The organism is Streptosporangium sp. CA-135522, from assembly GCF_050949235.1.
Taxonomy (GTDB): domain Bacteria; phylum Actinomycetota; class Actinomycetes; order Streptosporangiales; family Streptosporangiaceae; genus Streptosporangium.
The window spans coordinates 8,779,469-8,799,910 of sequence record NZ_CP192026.1; the positions used below are offsets into that span (position 1 = coordinate 8,779,469).

19 protein-coding genes are annotated in these 20,442 nt (G+C 70.9%); 7 read left to right on the top strand and 12 right to left on the bottom strand.

The annotated features are described in order from the left end of the window. Window positions 1-40: 40 nt before the first annotated feature. Window positions 41-463 carry a hypothetical protein gene (locus ACQPYK_RS41315; protein WP_433244254.1) on the bottom strand — a complete coding sequence of 141 codons (423 nt, stop codon included), beginning with the start codon at window positions 461-463 and terminating at the stop codon, window positions 41-43. Next, on the bottom strand, window positions 460-864 hold the full coding sequence (locus ACQPYK_RS41320) for a YbaB/EbfC family nucleoid-associated protein (protein WP_433244257.1): 405 nt from the start codon (window positions 862-864) through the stop codon (window positions 460-462). Before ACQPYK_RS41320 ends, ACQPYK_RS41315 begins: the two co-directional genes overlap by 4 nt. Before the next feature lie 184 nt (window positions 865-1,048). Between ACQPYK_RS41320 and ACQPYK_RS41325 the strand changes: the two genes are divergently transcribed. The 3 genes from ACQPYK_RS41325 to ACQPYK_RS41335 are packed head-to-tail and all read left to right on the top strand — an operon-like array spanning window position 1,049 to window position 3,283. Beyond that, a complete protein-coding gene (locus ACQPYK_RS41325) occupies window positions 1,049-1,345 on the top strand; it encodes a hypothetical protein (protein WP_433244260.1) in 297 nt (98 codons plus the stop codon). Further along, window positions 1,342-2,598: a WXG100 family type VII secretion target gene (locus ACQPYK_RS41330; protein WP_433244263.1), complete on the top strand. Its 1,257-nt coding sequence runs from the start codon at window positions 1,342-1,344 to the stop codon at window positions 2,596-2,598. The genes ACQPYK_RS41325 and ACQPYK_RS41330 overlap by 4 nt, the downstream gene beginning before the upstream one ends. Before the next feature lie 43 nt (window positions 2,599-2,641). After that, on the top strand, window positions 2,642-3,283 hold the full coding sequence (locus tag ACQPYK_RS41335) for an MBL fold metallo-hydrolase (RefSeq protein ID WP_433244266.1): 642 nt from the start codon (window positions 2,642-2,644) through the stop codon (window positions 3,281-3,283). 10 nt (window positions 3,284-3,293) lie between these two features. Here the strand turns inward: ACQPYK_RS41335 and mnmA are convergent, their stop codons facing one another. After that, a complete protein-coding gene (gene mnmA, locus ACQPYK_RS41340; RefSeq protein ID WP_433244269.1) occupies window positions 3,294-4,364 on the bottom strand; it encodes a tRNA 2-thiouridine(34) synthase MnmA in 1,071 nt (356 codons plus the stop codon). A 59-nt stretch (window positions 4,365-4,423) separates the two neighbouring features. Here mnmA and ACQPYK_RS41345 point away from each other — a divergent pair, with 59 nt between their 5' ends. Then, window positions 4,424-5,470: a DUF695 domain-containing protein gene (locus ACQPYK_RS41345; RefSeq protein WP_433244272.1), complete on the top strand. Its 1,047-nt coding sequence runs from the start codon at window positions 4,424-4,426 to the stop codon at window positions 5,468-5,470. A gap of 84 nt (window positions 5,471-5,554) precedes the next feature. Here the strand turns inward: ACQPYK_RS41345 and ACQPYK_RS41350 are convergent, their stop codons facing one another. Continuing rightward, window positions 5,555-5,914: a MerR family transcriptional regulator gene (locus tag ACQPYK_RS41350; protein ID WP_433244275.1), complete on the bottom strand. Its 360-nt coding sequence runs from the start codon at window positions 5,912-5,914 to the stop codon at window positions 5,555-5,557. A gap of 58 nt (window positions 5,915-5,972) precedes the next feature. Here ACQPYK_RS41350 and ACQPYK_RS41355 point away from each other — a divergent pair, with 58 nt between their 5' ends. Beyond that, complete coding sequence (locus ACQPYK_RS41355) at window positions 5,973-6,887, top strand: aldo/keto reductase (RefSeq protein ID WP_433244278.1); 915 nt, start codon at window positions 5,973-5,975, stop codon at window positions 6,885-6,887. A gap of 58 nt (window positions 6,888-6,945) precedes the next feature. On the opposite strand, the gene ACQPYK_RS41360 is transcribed toward ACQPYK_RS41355, so the two are convergent. Then, window positions 6,946-8,109, bottom strand: coding sequence for a cysteine desulfurase family protein (locus ACQPYK_RS41360; protein ID WP_433244281.1), 1,164 nt, complete (start codon window positions 8,107-8,109; stop codon window positions 6,946-6,948). A gap of 109 nt (window positions 8,110-8,218) precedes the next feature. Between ACQPYK_RS41360 and ACQPYK_RS41365 the strand changes: the two genes are divergently transcribed. Further along, window positions 8,219-8,725, top strand: a complete 507-nt coding sequence (locus ACQPYK_RS41365; protein ID WP_433244284.1) for a TetR/AcrR family transcriptional regulator — start codon at window positions 8,219-8,221, stop codon at window positions 8,723-8,725. Between the two features lie 187 nt (window positions 8,726-8,912). Beyond that, window positions 8,913-10,058 carry an MFS transporter gene (locus tag ACQPYK_RS41370; protein ID WP_433244287.1) on the top strand — a complete coding sequence of 382 codons (1,146 nt, stop codon included), beginning with the start codon at window positions 8,913-8,915 and terminating at the stop codon, window positions 10,056-10,058. Window positions 10,059-10,357: 299 nt separating this feature from the next. Here ACQPYK_RS41370 and ACQPYK_RS41375 read toward each other — a convergent pair whose 3' ends face one another. The 7 genes from ACQPYK_RS41375 to ACQPYK_RS41405 form a co-directional block, all read right to left on the bottom strand. Then, window positions 10,358-11,311, bottom strand: coding sequence for an electron transfer flavoprotein subunit alpha/FixB family protein (locus ACQPYK_RS41375; RefSeq protein WP_433244290.1), 954 nt, complete (start codon window positions 11,309-11,311; stop codon window positions 10,358-10,360). Between the two features lie 19 nt (window positions 11,312-11,330). Further along, window positions 11,331-12,110, bottom strand: coding sequence for an electron transfer flavoprotein subunit beta/FixA family protein (locus tag ACQPYK_RS41380; protein WP_433244293.1), 780 nt, complete (start codon window positions 12,108-12,110; stop codon window positions 11,331-11,333). Between the two features lie 326 nt (window positions 12,111-12,436). Further along, window positions 12,437-13,849 carry a serine/threonine-protein kinase gene (locus ACQPYK_RS41385; protein ID WP_433244296.1) on the bottom strand — a complete coding sequence of 471 codons (1,413 nt, stop codon included), beginning with the start codon at window positions 13,847-13,849 and terminating at the stop codon, window positions 12,437-12,439. Between the two features lie 59 nt (window positions 13,850-13,908). After that, window positions 13,909-15,957 (bottom strand): protein kinase domain-containing protein, encoded by a 2,049-nt coding sequence (locus tag ACQPYK_RS41390; RefSeq protein ID WP_433244299.1) that lies wholly within the window; start codon window positions 15,955-15,957, stop codon window positions 13,909-13,911. Further along, the gene (locus ACQPYK_RS41395; protein ID WP_433244302.1) at window positions 15,954-18,170 is read right to left on the bottom strand and encodes a protein kinase domain-containing protein; all 2,217 of its coding nucleotides are present in this window, start codon (window positions 18,168-18,170) and stop codon (window positions 15,954-15,956) included. Before ACQPYK_RS41395 ends, ACQPYK_RS41390 begins: the two co-directional genes overlap by 4 nt. A gap of 131 nt (window positions 18,171-18,301) precedes the next feature. Continuing rightward, window positions 18,302-18,823 carry a YbaK/EbsC family protein gene (locus ACQPYK_RS41400; RefSeq protein WP_433244305.1) on the bottom strand — a complete coding sequence of 174 codons (522 nt, stop codon included), beginning with the start codon at window positions 18,821-18,823 and terminating at the stop codon, window positions 18,302-18,304. Between the two features lie 53 nt (window positions 18,824-18,876). Beyond that, on the bottom strand, window positions 18,877-20,439 hold the full coding sequence (locus tag ACQPYK_RS41405) for a flavin monoamine oxidase family protein (RefSeq protein WP_433244308.1): 1,563 nt from the start codon (window positions 20,437-20,439) through the stop codon (window positions 18,877-18,879). Between the last annotated feature and the right edge of the window lie 3 nt (window positions 20,440-20,442).

Consider the following 20,442-nt stretch of genomic DNA (forward strand, 5'->3'; position numbering starts at 1 on the left):
CAGGGGACGAACCCGGTCGAACCTCGGGAGAGATCACACGTCAGCGCGGGTCGGGCGGGTTGGAGGGAGAGGAGTTCACATGATTGACCTCCTCGTACACGCGGGCGTTCTGGATCAGATTCTGCCGGGTGGTCTCGATCTCATCGATGTACCTGCTGAACGCGCCGAATATCCCGTACTCGATGCGCGGGAGGTTCTTCTCCAGCTCCGCACCGTACTGATCGTTGCCCAGAGGCCGCCCCTCCTCACGGAACACATCTCCCAGCTCGATGTACAGCCCCCGTACGAACTCCTCCGTGAGGTGGACCTGCCAGGCCCTGTGCCGCAGCCCCGACGGGTCCGACTGGTAGCCGCCGGAGCCGTAGGGATCGCTGGAACCGCCGGACCCGTAAGAACCGGAACCACCGGAGCTGTTGGACCAGCCGGAGTCGCCGGGCCTGGTGTAGTGGTCGGACGACGTCACTGACGACCCTCCGGCTCCCTCGACGGCAGGTTCATCGGCTGGGGCAGGAACGACTCGAAGCTCGCGCCCTCCCCGAACAGCTCCTCATACGGCAGGCCGTCCGGCACGAACGGGGCCATCAGCTCCTGCGTCCGGGCCGACACCTCACCCGTCGCCACTCCGATCTGCTCCATGATCGACCGGGTCAGCTCCGACGGTGACAGCTTCCGGTAGACACGCGGGTCCAGCTCGATGCCCTGCACCTGCCCGCGCGGGCCCACGGTGACGGTCACCATCCGGTCGTCCGACTGCGCGGTCGCGGTCAGTTCGTTCAGCCTGCCGTACGTATCGCGAAGCTGCGCCGCCTGCCGGTTGTACTCATCGGCCAGTCCCTCCATGGCCATCTGGAACTCGTCGTTCACCGGTGCCCCCTCACTAAGCCGCACAACCTCGCAAGGAACAAAGCTATCAATTTGCTCAGAAATTTCCTCATCATCAAGCGAGGGACGGCCGGAGGGCACCCGCGCGATCCGCTCCCGGGAAGACCCCTGTCCCCTATGATCGTCATCGTCTGCTTTGCACCAACACCGGAAGGGGGTCGGCCCGGTGGCGAACCTCGATGTCCACTTCGACGCGCTCGATGACTGCCGTACGGCCGCGAAGAAGCTGGCCGGAAAGTTCGACCATCTCGCGGAGACCTATCCCGCCCAGACCACCGACTCCCACATCTTCGGAACCATGGAGAGCTCCAGCAGGCTGGCCGCGGCCGTCGACGTGATCGAGAAGACGGTCGACGCCGAGATGGGCGACGTCAAGAGCAAGCTCGAAGGCGTCGAACGGGCGCTGAGCACCGTGGAGGAGAACCTCCGCAGCGTCAAATACCCGAGCGGGGACGGCTCATGAGCGACGACGACCGCGGGCAGCCGTCGACCGACAGGAGCGGCCCCAGAGGGCCGATCCCCGCTGTCGTTCCGGGCACCGAGGAACTGCTCAGGATCGCCATGCAGGTCAACGGCACGAAGGACTCGATCACCACGATCGCCACGCGGTGGCGGACCACCGCGGGCGACATGAACGACCACGCCATCGAGCTCACCCGCGCGGTGAACGCCGTGGACCACGCCTGGCAGGGCGACTCGGCCGAGGCGTTCGACGACTACATGCGCAAGTACGGCAAGGCCGGCGACGCGCTGCACCTCGCGCTCGCCGACTGCGCGGCCTCTCTCGACACCGCCGCCAACACGCTCGACACCGCCGAGACCAAGGTGAACTCCCTCACCAGCAACCTCGTCACCCAGTGGAACAACTCCGTCACCGTCAACAACGGCAGGGCCGACAAGGACAAGAAGACCCAGGCGCAGCTCGCGGCGGACATCAAGCCGGCGGTCGACCAGGCTCTCACCGAGGCTCGCACCCAGCTCAACGACGCCGACAAGGCCGTCGGTCAGGCGGCGACCGACCTGAAGAAGTACATGGACGAGCGGTCGATCACGTTCAAGGACATCCCGGCGGCCGGTGACGAGAAGTTCGTGCCGGCGCCCGGACGCACCCTCGACTGGCAGAAGACCCCCCTGGCCGATCCGGAGCGGACGAGGCTCGCCGGCGGAAGCGGCGGCTCCGGCGGATACGGCTCCGGTGGAAGCGGCTCCGGCGGAAGCGGCTCCGGGGGAAGCGGCTCCGGCGGGGACGTGTCCGGCGTGATCGGCTCCGGCGGCACGTCGTCGGGCGGGACCGTTCCCCAGCCGAAGGAGAAGGTCGTGGGGTGGATCAAGGAAGCGCTCACGATCATCAAGTCAGGCAAGATCGACGACTTCCTGAAGAAGAAGGGGCTCCTGGAGAAGGTCAAGGACCTGGACCCGAACGACCCCCAGGACATCCAGCGGATCTGGACGATCATCTTCCACGAGTCCGGCGGCAACCCCAACGCGCAGAACAACTGGGACGTCAACGCGAGGAACGGCGTCCCGTCCCAGGGCCTGATGCAGACGATCCCGCCCACGTTCGCCGCCTGGAGCCCTCCGGGCCACAAGGTGATCAAGGACCCCATCGACAACATCATCGCCGGAGTCCTGTACACCTACGGCGAATACGGCTCCCTCGCCCAGCACCGCGGCATCAAATCCCTGGAGAACGGCGGCGACTACCTGCCCTACTGAGGCCGGGCGGCCCCGGCCGCCCCGCCCCCGTTAGGCTGAACCGATGAAGCTCACGAAGTTCGGACACGCGTGCGTTCGCCTGGAGAAGGGCGACTCGGTCCTGGTGATCGACCCGGGCTCCTTCAGCGAGCAGTCCGCGCTGGACGGGGCTCAGACCGTCCTCATCACCCACGAGCACTTCGACCACGTGGAGGCCGACCGGCTGCGCCGGGCCGCCGAGGCCAACCCCTCGCTGGAGATCTGGACCAACGAGGGTGTGGCGGCCACGCTGACCGACGTCCCGGCGAAGATCCAGGTCGTACGGCACGGCGACACGTTCGACACGGCGGGCTTCGGGGTGCGGGTCGTCGGCGAGTGGCACGCCCCCAACCACCCGGACCTGCCGATCGTGCGCAACGTCGGCTTCCTTGTGGACGAGGAGGTCTTCTACCCCGGTGACGCCTTCACCCCGCCCGGGGTCGAGGTCCCCACACTCCTGGTGCCGACCAACGCGCCGTGGATGAAGGCGTCGGAAATGGTGGATTATCTCCGGCAGATCCGCCCGGCCAGGGCCTTCTCCACCCACGACGGCATGCTCAACGACATCGGGCTCGGCCTGATCGACATGTGGCTGGAGCTGGAGTCGAACAAGCAGAAGGCCGAGATGCGCCGCCTGAAGCCGGGCGAGTCGGTCACGCTGCCCTAGCCGTATTCGGTCACGCCGCCGTGGCGATGGTGGCCGAGCCGATCACGGTGTCTCCCAGATAGAGCACCGCGGCCTGGCCGGCGGCGACCCCGGTGGCGGGGGTGTCCAGCGCGATGTGGACCTCCTCACCGGAGAGCTGGACGCGGCAGCCGTACACCTCGCCGTGGGCGCGAAGCTGGACCGTGCAGGCCAGCGGCTCGCGCGGCTCGGTCACCGGGCCGTTCCAGACCGGCCGGGTGGCCACGATGGCGGTGACCTCCAGGGCCGAGCGGGGTCCGACGGTGACCGTGTTGGAGACGGGCTCGATGGACAGCACGTAACGCGGGCGGCCGTCGGGGGCCGGGCGGTCGATGTGCAGCCCCTTGCGCTGGCCGACGGTGAAGCCGTACGCCCCCTCGTGCTTGCCGACGACCGCCCCCGACTCGTCCACGATCGGTCCCTGCGCCGCGCCGAGGCGGTCGGCGAGGAAGCCGCGGGTGTCGCCGTCGGCGATGAAGCAGATGTCGTGGCTGTCGGGCTTGTCGGCCACCATGAGGCCGCGCCGCGCGGCCTCCTCGCGGACCTGCGCCTTGGTGGAGTCGCCCAGCGGGAAGATCGCGTGCTTGAGCTGCTCCCTGGTGAGCACGCCGAGCACGTAGGACTGGTCCTTGCCCTCGTCGGGGCTGCGGCTGAGCACGCCGTCGGCGATCCGCGCGTGGTGCCCGGTGGCCACCGCGTCGAAGCCCAGCGCGAGGGCCCGGTCCAGGACCGCCTCGAACTTGATCTTCTCGTTGCAGCGCAGGCAGGGATTGGGCGTACGGCCCGCGGCGTACTCGTTGACGAAGTCCTCGACCACGTCGCGGTGGAACCGCTCGGCCATGTCCCAGATGTAGAAGGGGATGCCGATCACGTCGGCGGCCCTGCGGGCGTCGCGCGAATCCTCGATCGTGCAGCATCCCCGGGCGCCGGTCCGATACGACTGGGGGTTGGCCGACAGGGCCAGATGCACACCGGTGACGTCATGACCCGCCTCGGCGATGCGGGCGGCGGCCACGGCGGAGTCGACGCCGCCGGACATGGCGGCAAGCACACGAAGTCTCATAACACCTTGAGCGTACCCGCGTTGGCGCGCGTCCCGTCGTGCTGGGAGAATCCGGGGTCATGCGACTGTTCGGGCGCAAGAGCGAATTCGCCGACGAGCCGGCCGACGGCATCGGCGAGTTCTGGACGTGGTGGGCCGAGGTGAGAGCGGAGCTCGACGCGATGGTCGCCGCCGGCGACGCCGAGCGGCTGGCCGAGTGGATCGGGCCGGCGGTGCAGGTCGTCCACCCCTCCCTGGTGTGGGAGATCGCTCCCGGGCTGCACGCCGACCAGGCGCTCGTGGTCACCTCCGCCGGAGACCCGGAGCTGCGCCCCACCGCACACCGCTGGGCCGCCGCCGCGCCGGCCGCGGACGCGCTGTGGGAGTTCCATCCGTCCCGGCAGGCCAACCCGCACGCCATGGAGCTCACGCTCGACGTGGGCGGCTACGAGTTCGCGCTGGACAAGCTCGTGCTCGGCCTGCGCGCGCCGCTGGGAAACCCCCGCGTCGACGTGGTCGCCTACCATCCGATCTTCGACATCCTGGACGACGACACCAGGACCGAGGCCGCCCTGCTCGCTCTGGACTGGCTGCTCGGCGAGGACGACGTGGCCCGCTGGGTCGGCGACATCTCCGCCGCCGGGTTCGAGCCGATCGACGCGGTGCCCGCCGTACACCTGCCCAGTGTGGTCGCCGATCTGGCCTCCGGCTTCCAGGACGAGCAGTGGGCGCTCCTGGAAGGGGAGACGGCCACCGGCGCCCGCCTGATCGCCACCGCCCGCTACCCGCTCCGCCCGGTCGACCATCCCCTGTTCGACCAGCACATCGCGATCACCCTGCCCTACCGGCACCGCGACGCCGACGGACTGCCCGTCGGACCGTCGCTGGAGGCGCTGCGCGACTTCGAGGAGCGCCTCGCGGGACGGATCAGCAGGCTGAACGGCAGCGCCGTGTTCGCCGCGCACATGAGCGCGGAGGGCCAGCGGGTGCTGCACGTCTACGCCGACCCGACGGGCGAGGCGGCCATCCACGCCAAGGAGCTGATCGTGAGCTGGGAGGAGGGCCGTCCCCGGATCGACGTGGTCGGCGACCCGGGCTGGACCGCGATCTCGCCTTTCCTCACCTAACACGACGAACCTAACGCGACGAACCCCGGCGCGACGAACCCCGGCGTGATGACCCCGGCGCGACGAACCTGGGCGTTCACCGCGTCAGGCGGCGATGTGGTGCCGCTCGGTCGTGCCGATGAGCGTGGCGAGCGCGGTGTGGGCGTGCTGCAACTCGGAGATCCGGCTCTCGATGTCACCGAGCTGCTTGTGCAGCAGGGACAGCACGCACTGGTGGAGCTCGAGCGCGGGGCCCTCGACGCACGGCAGGATCTCGCGGATGACGCCGGTGGGCAGCCCCGCCGCCAGCAGCGTACGGATCCGCAGGACCGTGACGGGGGCGTCGTCGGCATATCGGCGGTGGCCGCCGTCGCTGCGGTGCGAGTGGAGCAGGCCCTGCTCCTCGTAGTAGCGCAGCAGTCGTGGACTCACGCCGGTCTCGCGCGCCAGGTCCCCGATCTTCATGTGACGCTCCTCACAAATCCTTGAATCTCACATCAATGTGACATTCTACGGTCGATCCATGACCAACACAGTGAAGAACCCCATCGGACAGACCATCGACCTCGGCGGTGACCTCCGGATACGGCGCATCGGTTACGGCGCGATGCGGCTGACGGGCGGCCCCGGCCCCGCTCCGTCCTCACCGGCCGAGGCCCCCGTCTGGTGGGCCCCGACGGACCGGGACGGCGCGATCGCGCTGCTGCGGCGCGCGGTGGAGCTGGGCGTCGAACTGATCGACACCGCCGACGCCTACGCCCTGGGAGCCAACGAGGAGCTGATCGCCGAGGCGTTGCACCCCTATCCGGAGAACGTGGTCATCGCCACGAAGGTCGGTGTGCTCCGGCCCAGCCCGGCCGAGTGGGTGCCGCACGGCCACCCGGCCTACCTGCGCCAGCAGACCGAACTGAGCCTGCGCAGGCTGCGTACCGAGCGGATCGACCTGATGCACCTGCACCGGATCGACCCCGAGGTGCCGCTCGCCGACCAGATCGGAGCGCTACGGCAGCTCCAGGACGAAGGCAAGATCCGCCACATCGGCCTGTCGGAGGTCTCGGCCGAGCAGCTGCGGCAGGCGATCGAGATCGCGCCGATCGCCGGCGTGCAGAACATGTACAACCTGGCCACCCGGCAGCACGAGGAGGTCGTGGATCTCACCGCCGAGCACGGCATCGCGTTCGTGCCGTTCTTCCCCATCGCGATGGGCGAGCACGCCGCCGCGGACGGGCCGGTCGCCGCCGTGGCCGGGGAACTGGGCGCGACGCCAGCCCAGACCGCGCTCGCCTGGCTGCTGCACCGCTCGCCCACGGTCGTCCCCATCCCCGGCACGACGTCGATCGGCCATCTGGGGCAGAACCTCGCCGCACTCGACATCAGCCTGTCCGCCGACCAGTTCGCCAGGTTGTCGGCGCTCGCTCACGAAGGCCAGGAGGCCTGAGCGCCACCGCTCCCGCCGGGGACGGCATCGACGACGCCGTCCCGGCCGGTCCACCGGATCAGCTGAGGCCCGCCCGGCGGGCGCGCTCGACGACCAGGCCGATGACGTCGATCAACCGGTCCACGTCGGCCTCGGTCGAGGTGTGGCCGAGGGAGAAGCGCAGCGAGCCCCGCGCCCGGACCGCGTCGGCGCCCATGGCGAGCAGGACGTGGGAGGGCTGGGCCACCCCGGCCGAGCACGCCGAGCCCGTGGAGCACTCCACGCCCTTGGCGTCCAGGAGCATGAGCAGCGCGTCGCCCTCACAGCCGGGGAAGGAGAAGTGGGCGTTGCCGGGAAGCCGGTTCACCGGGTCGCCGTTGAGGATCACGTCGGGTACGGCCTGGCGGACCCTGCGGATCAGGTCGTCGCGCAGGCCGATCAGACGGGCCGACGTCTCGGCTTGGCGAGCCACCGCGGTCCGCACCGCCGCGGCGAACCCGGCGACCGACGGGGTGTCGAGCGTGCCCGAGCGCACATCGCGCTCCTGGCCCCCGCCGTGCAGCACGGGCACCGGGTCCACGCCCCGGGCCAGCAGCAGCGCGCCGACGCCCATCGGGCCACCGACCTTGTGTCCGGAGAGCGTCAGCGCGGCGACGCCGGAGTCGGCGAATCTCACCGGAAGCTGGCCGACCGCCTGAACCGCGTCGGTGTGGAAGGGGATGCCGTGGTCACGGGCGATCCCGGCGAGCACGCGGACCGGCTGGACGGTGCCGACCTCGTTGTTGGCCCACATCACGCTGACCAGCGCGACACTGTCCGGATCACGCTCGATGACGGTGCGGAGCGTCTGCGGGTGCACCCGGCCGAACTCGTCGACGTCGAGCAGCTCGACGGTCGCCCCCTGGCGTTCGCCCAGCCAGTGCGCGGGGTCCAGCCCGCCGTGGTGCTCCACCGCGCTGATCAGGATCCGGGTCGCCCCCTTGGCGCGGCGAGCCCAGTAGAGGCCCTTGATGGCCAGGTTGTCGGCCTCGGTGCCGCCGGAGGTGAAGACCACCTCGCTGGGACGGGCGCCGAGCGCGTCGGCGATGGTCTCTCGCGACTCCTCCACCACCCGGCGGGTGCGGCGGCCGGCCGCGTGCAGCGACGACGCGTTGCCGACCCTGCCGAGTTGGGCGGTCATCGCCTCGATCGCCTCGGGAAGCATCGGCGTGGTCGCCGCGTGATCGAGATAGGCGGACTCCACGACCGCACTCCCCTCCCCAGCCCTGTTTTGCCCTCCAAGCGTATCCGGGGTCGCGGTGGGCGCCATCCCAGATTTGCTACTAAACCGTCCAGACGGTACAGTAGCTTGCATGAGACGGGAAGAGCTGTTGGACGCGGCAGAGGATCTGCTGTGCGACCAGGGCTCTCAGGCTCTCACCCTGGCGGCCGTCGCCGAGCGCGCCGGCTGCAGCAAAGGCGGCCTTCTCTACCACTTCAGCACCAAGGAAGCCCTCATCAAGGGCATGGTCGAGCGGTTGATCGAGGACTTCGACCAGCTCATCGCCTCTCAGGGCCACGACACCTACACCAAGAACTATCTGGCCGCCACGTTCGCCGCCGTACAGAGCGGCAGGCTACGACGCTGGGCGGTGGTCACCGGAGCGTCCGGCAACCTCTACCTGCTCGCACCGCTGCGCGTGGCGATGGCCCGGTGGCATCGCGAAGGGCTCGACGGCGAGCCCGACCCGGCGGCCGCGCAGATCGTGCGTCTCGCCTGTGAAGGACTGTGGGACGTGGCCAGCCATGATCCCGACCTTTACGACGACGACCATTACGCCGAACTGAAACGGCGTCTGCTCGGCCTGCTCCCCGCCTGACCGGCCAGCCGGCCATTCCGCCTTCGCCTGGCCGACCATTTTCTCGTGCCCACTGGTGGTCGCTTCCGCTTCTGCGGAAGCGACCGGCTTATGTGTGCCCGATTTTCAGCGACTGAACCATCATTGAAGGGATTGAGTCATGACCCGCGACCTGAGAACGGCTCGTACCGGAGCGGTTCTCACATTCATGCTTGCCGGACTTATGTGTGGATCGATGACCGTGCGCATTCCGGCGCTGTCCGACAAACTCGGCCTGTCCGAGGGGTCGATCGGCGTCACCCTGCTCGTGTGGGGCCTGGGTGCGCTGGTCACCATGCAGTCGATGCGCGGGGTGATGTCCCGCTTCGGCAGCCGGAGCATCCTGCGGGTCGGCGCTCCCCTGTGCGCGGCCACCCTGGCGCTGCTGGCGTTCGCGCCGACGTTCCCGCTGCTGCTGGTCGCCGCCGGACTCTTCGGCATGGCGTTCGGCGCGGTGGACATCGCGATGAACGCGCAGGGCTCGACGGTCGAGCGCGCCTACGGCCGCCCGCTGATGAACGGCATGCACGCGGGCTGGTGCGTGGGCGCGATCTCCGCGGGCCTGCTCGGCACGGCGGCCATCGCGGTGGGGCTGTCGTTCACGGTCCACCTGACCTTGATCGCCCTGCTCTCGCTGCCCCTGCTGGTCGTCATCAGCCGCACCTACCTGCCGGATCCCGTCGTGGTCACCGGCTCCGACGCGAAGGGGCGCCGTCACCGGATGCCCCCGGTGGTCTACCTGCTCGGCGTGATCGCGTTCTGCGCCTTCATGGTCGAGGGGACGGTCGCCGACTGGAACGGGCTCTACCTGCGCAACGTCCTCGGCGCCCCCGAGGCCCTGGCCGCACTGGGATACCCGATCTTCGAGGCGGGCATGCTGCTCGGCCGCCTCACCGGTGACCGCGTCCGGGCCCGCTTCGGCGCCTGCGGCATGATCATCACCTCTGGGCTGGCCACCGCCGTCACCTTCGCCGTGGTCCTCACGGCCTCGACGTCCCTGGTCGCCATCTCCGCCATGCTCTTCGTGGGCATCGCGGTGGCGACGGTCTCCCCGATGGCCATGTCCCTGGCGGGCGGCGCGGTCGACAACCCGGGTCCGGCCATCGCCCAGACCGGTGCGATGGGTTACGCGGGGCTGTTGCTCGGCCCGGTGGCCATCGGCTTCCTGTCGGACCTCGCCACGCTCGGGACCGCGCTCGGCATCGCCGTCGCGCTCGGAGTCGTGATCAGCCTGGTCGCCCGGTTCCTGCCCCGTTCCGGCGGCGTCCGCGCCCCGGCAGAGACGCCCGAGCGCGAGTTCTCGATGGCCGCCTGACCGGGCCCGCTCATCCTGACCGCCTGACCGTGCCCGCTCATCCCGACCGGCTGAGCGGGTCCGCTCACATTGGACCGGGCCCACTCGTACTGACCGGCTGAGCGGACCCGCTCGTGCTGGACCCGGGCCCGCTCGTACTGACCGGCTGAGCGGACCCGCTCGTGCTGGACCCGGGCCCGCTCGTACTGACCGGCTGAGCGGACCCGCTCATACTGGACCGGGCCCGCTCGTACTGACAGCGGGCCCGCCCATCGAAAACGGCGCCGCACTCCTCGTGCGGCGCCGTTTTCGAGGGCGTGCTACTTACGCTTGACGACCTCGTCGGTCAACTGCGGGACGACCTGGTTCAGGTCGCCCACGACGCCGAAGTCGGCGAGCTCGAAGATCGGCGCCTCGGGGTCCTTGTTGATCGCGATGATCGTCTTCGCGGTCTGCATGCCGGCCCGGTGCTGGATGGCGCCGGAGATGCCCGCCGCGATGTAGAGCTGCGGCGAGACGGTCTTGCCGGTCTGGCCGACCTGGAACTGGTGCGGGTACCAACCGGCGTCGGTGGCGGCGCGGGAGGCGCCGACGGCCGCGCCGAGCGAGTCGGCCAGCTTCTCGATGATCGAGAAGTTCTCCGCCGAGCCCACGCCACGACCACCGGAGACCACGATCGCGGCCTCGGTGAGCTCGGGGCGGGCGCCCTTCTCCTCCTTGACGCGCTCGACGACCCTGGCCGCCTTGGCGGCGGCCGAGACGGTCACGGAGACCTGCTCCTCGGCGCCCGCGCCCGCGGCGGCCTCGACCGGCGTCGAGTTGGGGCGCACCGCGACGATCGGGGTGCCCTTGGTCACGCGCGACTGGACGTTGACGCCTCCGCCGAAGATCGACTGGTCGGCGACCATGCCGTCCTGGAGACCCACGACGTCGGTGAGCACGCCAGAGTCGATCTTGATGGCCAGCCGGCCCGCGATCTCCTTCGCCTCGGCGGTCGCGGCGACGAGCACCGCGGCCGGGGACTTGCCGGAGACGAGCTGGGCCAGCAGCTCCGCCTTGGGCGCCACGACGTAGTCGGCGATGTCGGCCGAGTCGGCCACATAGATCGTCTCCGCGCCGTACTCGGCCAGCCTGGCCTTGGCGTCGGGAGAGTATCCCGGCCCCGCCCACACCGCCGACGGCGTGCCCAGCTTCCGGGCGAGCGTCAGCAGCTCCAGGGTGACCTTCTTGACCTGACCTTCGACATGCTCGACCAGAACGAGAATCTCAGACATCTTCAGCCAACCCCCGTTCTCAGACGAACTTCTTCGACGCGAGGAAGTCGGCGGTCTTCACGCCGCCGTCGCCCTCGTCCTTGACGATCGTGCCGGCCGCGCGCGGCGGGGCGGCGGCGAAGTCGGCGACCTCGCTCCAGGAGTTGGCGAGGCCGACCCGGGAGGCGTCGATCTCGGCGTCGGCGACGCCGAGCTTCTCGACCGGCTTCTTCTTGGCGGCCATGATGCCCTTGAAGGACGGGTAGCGCGGCTCGTTGATCTTCTCGACCACGGAGACGACGGCGGGCAGCGCGGCCTCGACCCTGTCGTAGCCATAGTCGGTGACGCGCTCGATGGTGATCGTGCTGTCGGCCACCTCGACCTTCTTGGCGAAGGAGAGCTGCGGCACGTCCAGGCGCTCGGCCAGCATGGCGGCGAGCACGCCGGTGCGGGCGTCGGTCGACTCGGAGCCGAGCACGACCAGATCGAAACCGATCTTCTTGAGCGTCTGCGCCAGGGCGTAGGAGGTGCCCAGCGCGTCCGAGCCGTGCAACGCGTCGTCCACCAGGTGGACCGCCTTGTCGGCACCCATGGCCAGGGCCTTGCGGATGGTGTCACTGGCCTTGTCGGGACCCATGGTGAGGACGGTCACCTCACCGCCGTGCGCCTCCTTCAGGCGCAGCGCCTCTTCGACCGCGTATTCACACAATTCGTTGATGACGCCGTCGGCGGCATCGCGGTCGAGCGTCTTGTCATCGGACCTCAGCTTGCGCTCGGTCGCCGTGTCGGGGACCTGCTTCACGCAGACGACGATGTTCATGGCCGGTGGCCGACCTCCCGTGTTCGCGTGCGCCACCGCGTCGTTGCGGTTGGCGCCGGATGCTCGGTACGTACACGCGGGGCACGTGCACGTGGTGCCAAGACTGCCAGGTGCCCGAGGGCGGCATGACAGCGGGTGGCCCGGTCGGGACGCACCCGCCCTGGCCTTCGGCATCATGTTACCCATCGGTAGCTTAGGTGCAAACCACCAGCGTATACGGCTCGCGCCGGACGGCCGCCCAGCCACCCGGCGGGTCACCTCCCCCACCATACCGAACTATATTCCGGAATTCGCGCGCGGGCTCGGCTCGCCCGGCGCGGCAGGGTTCAGCTGGCCATCAGGATCGCGACCAGGACGAAGATGACGGTGCCGAGGGCCAGCGCGAGGGTGAACGTGCTGAAGAACGTGCCGAGGACGGCCCACAGCGCGATGGTCCCGGCGGCGGAGGCGAGATCGACGATCATGCGCGACCGGTTACGGCGGGCGAACAGGGCGATCCCCCCGTCGACGAGCATCACCAGGCCGTAGGTGGTCAGCAGGAGGAGTGACACCTCGGGAAGCGGGTTCTTGGCCGTCGCGGCCATCAGGGACACCAGCAGGCCCGTCCCGACGACCCATCGGCGGTGCAGGACCGTCCGGCGGCGCTCGCGGGTCTCCTCCGTCGAGAGCCTGCCGGGCGCCGGACGGCGTCCCGGTCGCCATTCCCGGGTGGTGAGATCCTGCACGGCGCCGGCCGCCGCCCCCGTCTCGTGCAGGGCGACGTCCTGGAGGTCGACGGCCTCGTGTGCCCGAGTGGCCTCACGGACCTCGGCGTCCCGCACCCGATGGTCCTGCGCCCGGCTGTCTCGCGCCCGATGGTCCTGCGCCCGGTGGTCCTGCGCCCGGTGGTCCTGCGCCCGGAACGCGGTGGCGGGACGGGCGCGCGGGATCGCCGAGTGGAGGGCCGGGCCCGCGGCGCCCAGGCGCTCCAGAAGCATGGTGGCGGCCGGCCGCGCGGCCGGATCCCGCCGCAGGCACTCCCGCAGCAACGGCTCCAGCCAGCCGGGCACGCCCTCCAGATCGGGATCATGGTGGACGACCCGGTAGCCGACCGCCGAGGCCGGACCCGTGCCGTACGGATGACGCCCGGTGGCGGCGTGGGCGAGCGTGGCGCCCAGGGAGAAGATGTCGGCCTCCGGCCCCGACCCGGTGCCCTCCAGCACCTCGGGCGCCAGGTAACCGGGCGTGCCGATGATCGCGCCGGACGCCGTGACCGAGACCGAGTCGAGCGCGCAGGCGATGCCGAAGTCGATCACGATCGGCTCGCCGTCGGTCAGGATCACGTTGGCGGGCTTGAGGTCGCGGTGCACGACCCCGGCGGCGTGGATCGCGGTCAGGGCCTCGGCCAGGCCGCGGGCCAGCCGTACGAGATCGTCGCCCCGCACCGGCCCGTCGGCGGCGACCACGGCGCCGAGCGAGCGGCCCTGCGCGTAGCGGGTGACGAGGTAGGGGCGAGCGCCCCGCAGCGAGGCGTCCAGGACTTCGGCGATGTGCGGCCCCTGGACCCGCCGCATGGTCTCCACCTCGCGCGCCAGCCGGGCCAGGGCCGTCGCGTCGGCCGCGACATGCGGATGCAGGATCTTGACGGCCACCGTGTGGCCCTCGGGGTCCAGCGCGAGGTGGACCTCGCCGAAGCCTCCCGCCCCGAGTGTCGACAACAGGTCGTACGGACCAAGACGCTCACCGTCCGGCGCTCCCATGCGACTCCCTCCGGCGTGTCCCCCTTCATCGTGCCTCAGCGGGACCGATCGCGCACCGGTCAGCTTCCGAAGGTGAGGAACCCGAGACCGAGGCTTCGCATCAGGTCCTTGACGAGACCGCCGACGAGGTCGATCACGCCCATCTTGCCGTTCTCCACCTGGGCGTTCCACTGCATCGTCAACGCGTCGATAACGTCGGTCGGCCGGTCCCACGGCGCGAAGGACGTCTTCATCTGCAGCGCGGCGATCACCGCGAAGAACGCCAGCGTACCCAGGACGATCGTGGTCACCATGCCGGCCCCGGGGCTGCGGATCACACCGCTGAGCACGCGGGCGACGGCCTTGCGCGGCTTGCCACCGCCGGGCAGCACGAACAGGCCGGCCACGAACGCGCCCGCCGCGTAGGCGGCGGCCGGGTCGGTCCCCTTGTGCCCGACGTAGACCAGCAACCCCCAGACGCACATGCCGAACATCGCCGACAGCGGGGCGGCGATCACCGTCGCGAGCACCGCCTTGATCAGCGCCCACGGGGTGCCGAGCACCGCCAGGATCGGGTCGGTGGCGCTGTTTCCACGCACCGAGCGGCGCTCGGCCAGGTCGCCGAAGAGGTATTCGCCGACTCGCAGGCAGAGCACCGCGACCAGCGCGAACGCGCTCACCATGACCGGCCGCACGCAGGCCAGCGCCACGACGATCACCAGCAGCAGCGCCGCAGCCAGCGGGTGACCGGCGCGGTAGCGCGGGCGGTCCTGCGGCGGGGTGTGCGGCCGGGGCTGGGTCTGCGGCGGGGTGTGCGGCCGCGGCTGGGTCTCCGGTGGCGCGTACGGCCTGGCCTGGCCGGTCGGCGGCGGTGCCGGATAGCCGGCGACCCGCTGGTCGGCGTAGGGCGGCGGGGCGAACCTCGACTGCTGCGCCGCCGGCGATGCCGGGACGTACGGAGGCGGCGGACCTGCCTGGGTGTAGGGCGGCGGGGCGGCCCCGGAGGGGCGACCCGGCTCAGGGCCCTGAGCGGGGCCCGGAGCGGGGCGCTGCCTGCGCTCGCGTCGCTCCGGCTTGGCGTACTCCACCGGCGTCAGCAGGTCGGAGTAGCTGTCGTCCTGCGGCAGCACCCGGGTGCCGTTCGGCGGAGACGACGGGGGCGGCGTGGACGACGGCGATGCCTGGGGCTGCCCGCCCAGCACCTTGGTGCCGTCGCCGAGCACCTTCGTGCCGTCGCCGAGCACCTTCGTGCCGTCGTCGGCGTCGAACACCCTGGTGCCGCCGTCGAGGACGGTGGTGGACGGCGTCTCCTGGAAGGCCGTCACCGTGGGGTCGAGGGCGCGCGCCATGCGGTACAGCTCCTGCGCGCTCGGCCGGGCCGCGGGGTCCACCGCCAGGGCTCGGCGGAGCCAGCCGCGCAGCCAGACGGGCGCCAGGTCGATGTTGGCCCGACCCTCCATGATGTTGAAGCAGACGACCTCGAAGCTGCCCGTGCCGAACGGCGGCTTGCCGGTCGCCCCGAAGAAGACCGTCGAGGCCAGCGCGTGCACGTCGGCCGCCTGGGTGATCTCGGTGTCGCGGATGATCTCCGGGGCGAGGTAGCCCGGGGTGCCGACGAACATACCCGTCTGGGTCAGCCGGGTGGCGTTGACCAGGTGGGCGATGCCGAAGTCGATGACCAGCGGCTCACCGTTGACGATCATCACGTTGGACGGTTTGAAGTCGCGGTGGATGACGTCGGCGGCGTGGATCGCCACCAGCGCCGCGCACATGCCCTGGGCGAGCTTGACCACCTCGTCGGGCGGGAGCGGCCCGTCGGCCAGGACGGTCTCCTCCAGCGTACGGCCCGGGGCGAAGCGGGTCACGATGTAGGGCTGCTTGCCGGTCAGCTCGGCGTCGAGGACCTCGGCGACCTGCTGGCTGCGCACCCGCCGCATGGTCTCCACCTCGCGGGTGAGCCGGTCGCGGGCCTTGAGGTCGGCGGCCACGTGCGGGTGCAGGACCTTGACGGCCACTTCCCGCCCGTTCTCGTCGAGGCCCAGATGGACGGCCCCCATGCCGCCTTCGCCGATCTTTCTGAGCAGCCGGTACGGGCCCAGCCGCTCGGGCGCCTGCGTGTCCCCCGTCATCGCGCCGCCTTTCGTAAATCGCTCAGTTCTCTCTCCACCGTCCCGACGTCGACCGGCGCCCAGTGCGCCTGCCGAGCTCCGTCCCCCACGGTGCCGGCTGCGAGAAAGACCATGAGTGCGGCCGTCGCACCCAGCACCGAGGCCATGATGATGGCCGCGCTGCGCGAAGGCAGCAGTGATGCCAGCGTACGTCGCATCTGACGGCCGGGGCCTTCCACCCCGGGACCTGCGCAGACCGTCCACAGCGCGACCGCCGCGCCCCAGCCCAGTGTGTTGGCGACGGACATGTCCGCGACCAGCACCGCCAGCAGCAGCGTCACCGGCAGGCCGAGGATCAGCGAGTACGGCACGAGCGCGACGGTGATTCCCACCGACTTCAGCAGCGCGGCCGGTCGGCCGAGCACCCGGAACACGTCGGCGGCGGCGGCGCCCGCCGCACGGCGGGTGTTGAGGCCGGGCTGGGCGATGTCGGCCGCGCGCAGCAGGATCACGACCGGGATCGCCACGGCGGCGACGACGACCGGCACGATGACCGCCGCGACCGTCATGACGACCAGCATCATCACGCTCGCCACGCCGTACGCCCTGGAACGCTGCAGCGCCTGCCCCGGCCGCCGGTCGGGGTAGGGCGAGGCGGAGTCCTGCGGCTGGGCCGGGGACGGCTGCGGGTAGGGCGACGCGGACGGCCTGACGTGCGGCGTCCGCTCGAACGGCGGCTGCTCGAACGGGACCTGCTCGAAGGGCGGCTGCTCGAACGGCGTCTGCTCGAACGGCGCCGGCTCGAACAGGGCCTGCTGCGGTGGATACGGCTGCGGGACGTGGGCGCCCTGCGGCGGGCGACCGGGGTGAGGGCCGGGCTGGGGGGTGTAGCCGCGGACGTATTCCGGCAGGTCCTGCGGGCGGACCCGCTGGGTCGGAATGTCGCCGTCGGCCACCGGCGCCGTGGCCTCCTGCCGGTCGGCGGCGGCCGGCCTGAGCCGGTCGCCGGTGGAGAAGCGGGCCCGGGTGGGGATGTCCTCGGGGCTGAGCAGGCCGGTGGGCAGATCGTGTGAGGCCGGCGGGGCCGGAGAGGCGGAGGCGATCTGCCGCAGCTCCTCGGGCGTCAACCGGCGGGTGGGCGACGGGTCGCCGGGCGGCTGCTCGCCGAGCAACGAGACGTATTCGCGCGGCTGCGCCACCGGAGCCGGCGGCCACGGCGCGGGCTGCGGCGAACTCCCCGGGCGGGAGGCCACCGGCGTCGGCACGTCCGCGGGGTCGCCCGCGCGGCCAGGCGCGCCGGAGCCCGGAGGAAGGCCCGTCCCGGCGGGAAGGAGACTGTGCCCGCCCGGCCCGGCGGGAAGAGCGTGACCGCCCCGGCCGGGGCCGGAGTCGTCGAGGTGCGGGAGGGTGGTGATCTCGTCGGGCACCCGGGGCCGGGCCGTCCGGGGCAGCAGGCGCTCCACCTGGGCGGCGAGCTCGGTGGCCTTGGGCCGCCTGGCCGGGTCGCGCTGGAGCGCGGCCCGCAGCACCGGCTGGAGCGCCTGTGGGACGGCGTCCACGTTCGCCTTGCCCGCGGTGATGTTGTAGAAGATCATCTCCAGCGTGCCCTTACCGAAGGGCGGCTGGCCGGTGGCCGCGAAGACCAGCGTGCCCGCCCAGGCGTGCACGTCCACCTCGGGGCCCGCCTCGTGACCCTCGATGATCTCGGGGGCGAGATAGCCGGGCGTGCCGATGAACATGCCGGTCTGGGTGAGCCTGGTGGCGTCCACGGCCTGCGCGATGCCGAAGTCGATGAGGACGGGCTGGCCGTCCAGGATGAGGACGTTGCCCGGTTTGAGGTCGCGGTGGATCACCCCGACGGAGTGCACCGCGGCCAGCGCGGACGCCACGCCGTGCGCGACCTTGAGCAGGGCGGGCAGATCCATCGGACCGTCCTGCTTGATCAGCTCGTCCAGCGGGCTGCCCGGGACGTAGCGCGTCACGATGTAGGGCCGGTGGCCGGTCACGTCGGCGTCGAGGACCTCGGCGATGTGCTCGCTGCGCACCCGCCGCATGGTCTCCACCTCGCGGGAGAGACGGCGGCGCGCGACGTCGTCGCCGGCCACCTCCGCTCGCAGGACCTTGACCGCCACCTGTCGTCCTTGAGGGTCGACGGCGAGGTGAACCACACCCATGCCGCCCTCACCGAGCCGCCGGAGCAGTCGGTAGGGGCCCAGTCGGTCGTCCTGATTCATGGCATGAAGAACCATACCGGCTTAAACACCGCCCATGAGATGAACCATCAGGCCATATTCTTCGATCGAATAACGTCTGCCAGGGCTCAACGGTTTCCCAAACCGGGGTAACACTCAATCTCTTTTCGGCGTCAGTTCGCCAGGCGGAGCACCTCCGCCGTCTTCAGACCGGCGAGCACCGCGCCCGGCAGCGCGAGTTTGGAATGGCGGACACCGCTTCCGATCACGACCCCCGGATGGGCCGCCACGGCCTCGTCCACGAGCACCGGCCACTCTTCCGGCAGCCCCAGCGGGGTGATCCCGCCGTACTCCATCCCGGTCAGGCTGACCGCGTCGTCCTGCGACGCGAACGAGGTCTTCCGCGCGTCCAGATGCCGCCGGACCACCCCGTTGACGTCCGCCCGCATCGTGGCGAGCACCATGCAGGCCGCGTAACGGACCTCACCGCCCCGCTTGGCAGCCACGATCACGCAGTTGGCCGACTCTTCCAGGCTCACGCCGTAGCGCTCGCAGAACGCCGCGGTGTCGGCCAGCGCCGGATCGATCTCCGCCACCTCGACCCCGTCGAGCCCCGCCACCGCGCGTGCCACCGGCTCCGCCAGCAGGTCCGGCCGCTCGCCCGCCCGTACCCAGTTCAGTGTCCCGATCTCCATGGCCGTCTCCTTCGGATCGTGTGCTCCCCAGACTGTACGGCCGGGCGGCGGGCTCAGGACGGCAGGCTCAGGACCCGCCGGTGAAGCTCGGTGACGGCCTTGCGGGCCGACTCCATGGCCCCGGCCTGCCAGGCGATGAGGTGGGTGAGCCAGTCGCCCGCGAAGTAGACCCGGCCGGCCGGACGCTGCAGGAGGGTGAAGGCGCCCTGGTGGGAGGGCCAGGAGACCCAGCCGCCCTCGATGTGCGGCTGGCGCTGCCAGGCGATCGAGACGCTGGAGCGCAGCTCGCTGCGATATTTCTCACCGTGGATCTTCTTGCCCTGGGTGAGCGCGCGGCTGCGGCGGTCGCGGTGGGACAGCTTCCCGTACAGGTGGGCGTCCTCCTCGGTGTTGTAGTAGCCGACGACCAGCCCGCTTTTGGAGTGGTAGCCGTAGGAGGGGTACCAGATGTGGGTGATGTCCAGGTCGGTCTCGGTGATCCCGCCGTAGATGCGGTCGTCGATCTCCCACCAGCGCCTGCCGTACTCCAGGCCGATCTTGCCCGCGGCGATCGGGACGGGGGTGCGGAGCGCGGCCGTGATCGGGGCTCCCAGGTTGTGCGGGAGGCGGGCGAGCAGGTGGGGCGGGAGGGTGGCGATGCAGTAGTCGGCGCGGAGCGTGCCGCCCCGGTGGGTCACCTCGACGCCGTCGGGCAGGTTCTTGATGCCGGTGACCGGGGCGCCCGTCGTGATCCGGTCGCGGCCGACCGCCCGGACGAGCGCGGTCACGATCGCGTCCATGCCGCCCACCGGCTGGAACATGGGCATGGCCTGCTCGTAGCCGAAGTCCATCGTGAGCGCCCGGCCCGTTCCGGCGGAGAGCACGTCGCTCAGCGAGGGCGGTTCGCCGATCGGGACGCCGCCGGTGACGGCGGGGTAGGTCTCGAAGCCGCGGCGGGTGGAGCCCCGGTAGGTCAGGTCGGCGCCGATGTCGCCGAAGCGCCGGAGGAACTCCGCCAGCCGCTCGCGGTCGTCCCCGGTGAGCCGGCGGTTCAGCGCGCCGGCGTGGGTCGCCTTGGCCAGCAGCTCCGCGACGTAGCCGTAGAGGTCGGCGCGGGCCGTACGCGCCCGGGACGGGGCGGTCATGCCTCGCGTGTAGACGTAGGCCGAGGCGTTGTTGTTGATGAAGGTCTCGATGGGCACGCCCAGCTCGCGGCAGTAGTCCAGGGTGACCATCCACTGCGCGATCCGCCCCGGCCCGGCGTTGAAATAGGTGCCCTCCTCGAACTCCGCCGTCTGGGTCTCCCCGTCCGTCTCGGTCAGCCGGTCCCCGCCGCGCAGCGTCAGGTTCCTGCCGCCCACCCGGTCGGCGGCCTCCAGGACCGTGCAGTCGTATCCGGCCTTGCCCAGTTCGTAGGCGCAGGTCAGCCCGGCGACCCCGGCTCCGAGGATCACCACCTTCGCCGCGCCCCGGCCGCTCAGGGAGAAGTCGGAGGGCTGCGGGGGGACGAAGGCCTTCTCCTGGGTGTCGGGGGCCAGGCCCAGCGCCCCCATGGCGGCGAACATGGCTCCGGCGCCGCCGGCCGCGCCCACGCCGACCAGCAGCGCCCGGCGCGTCATCGTTCTGGAATCGCTCATGAC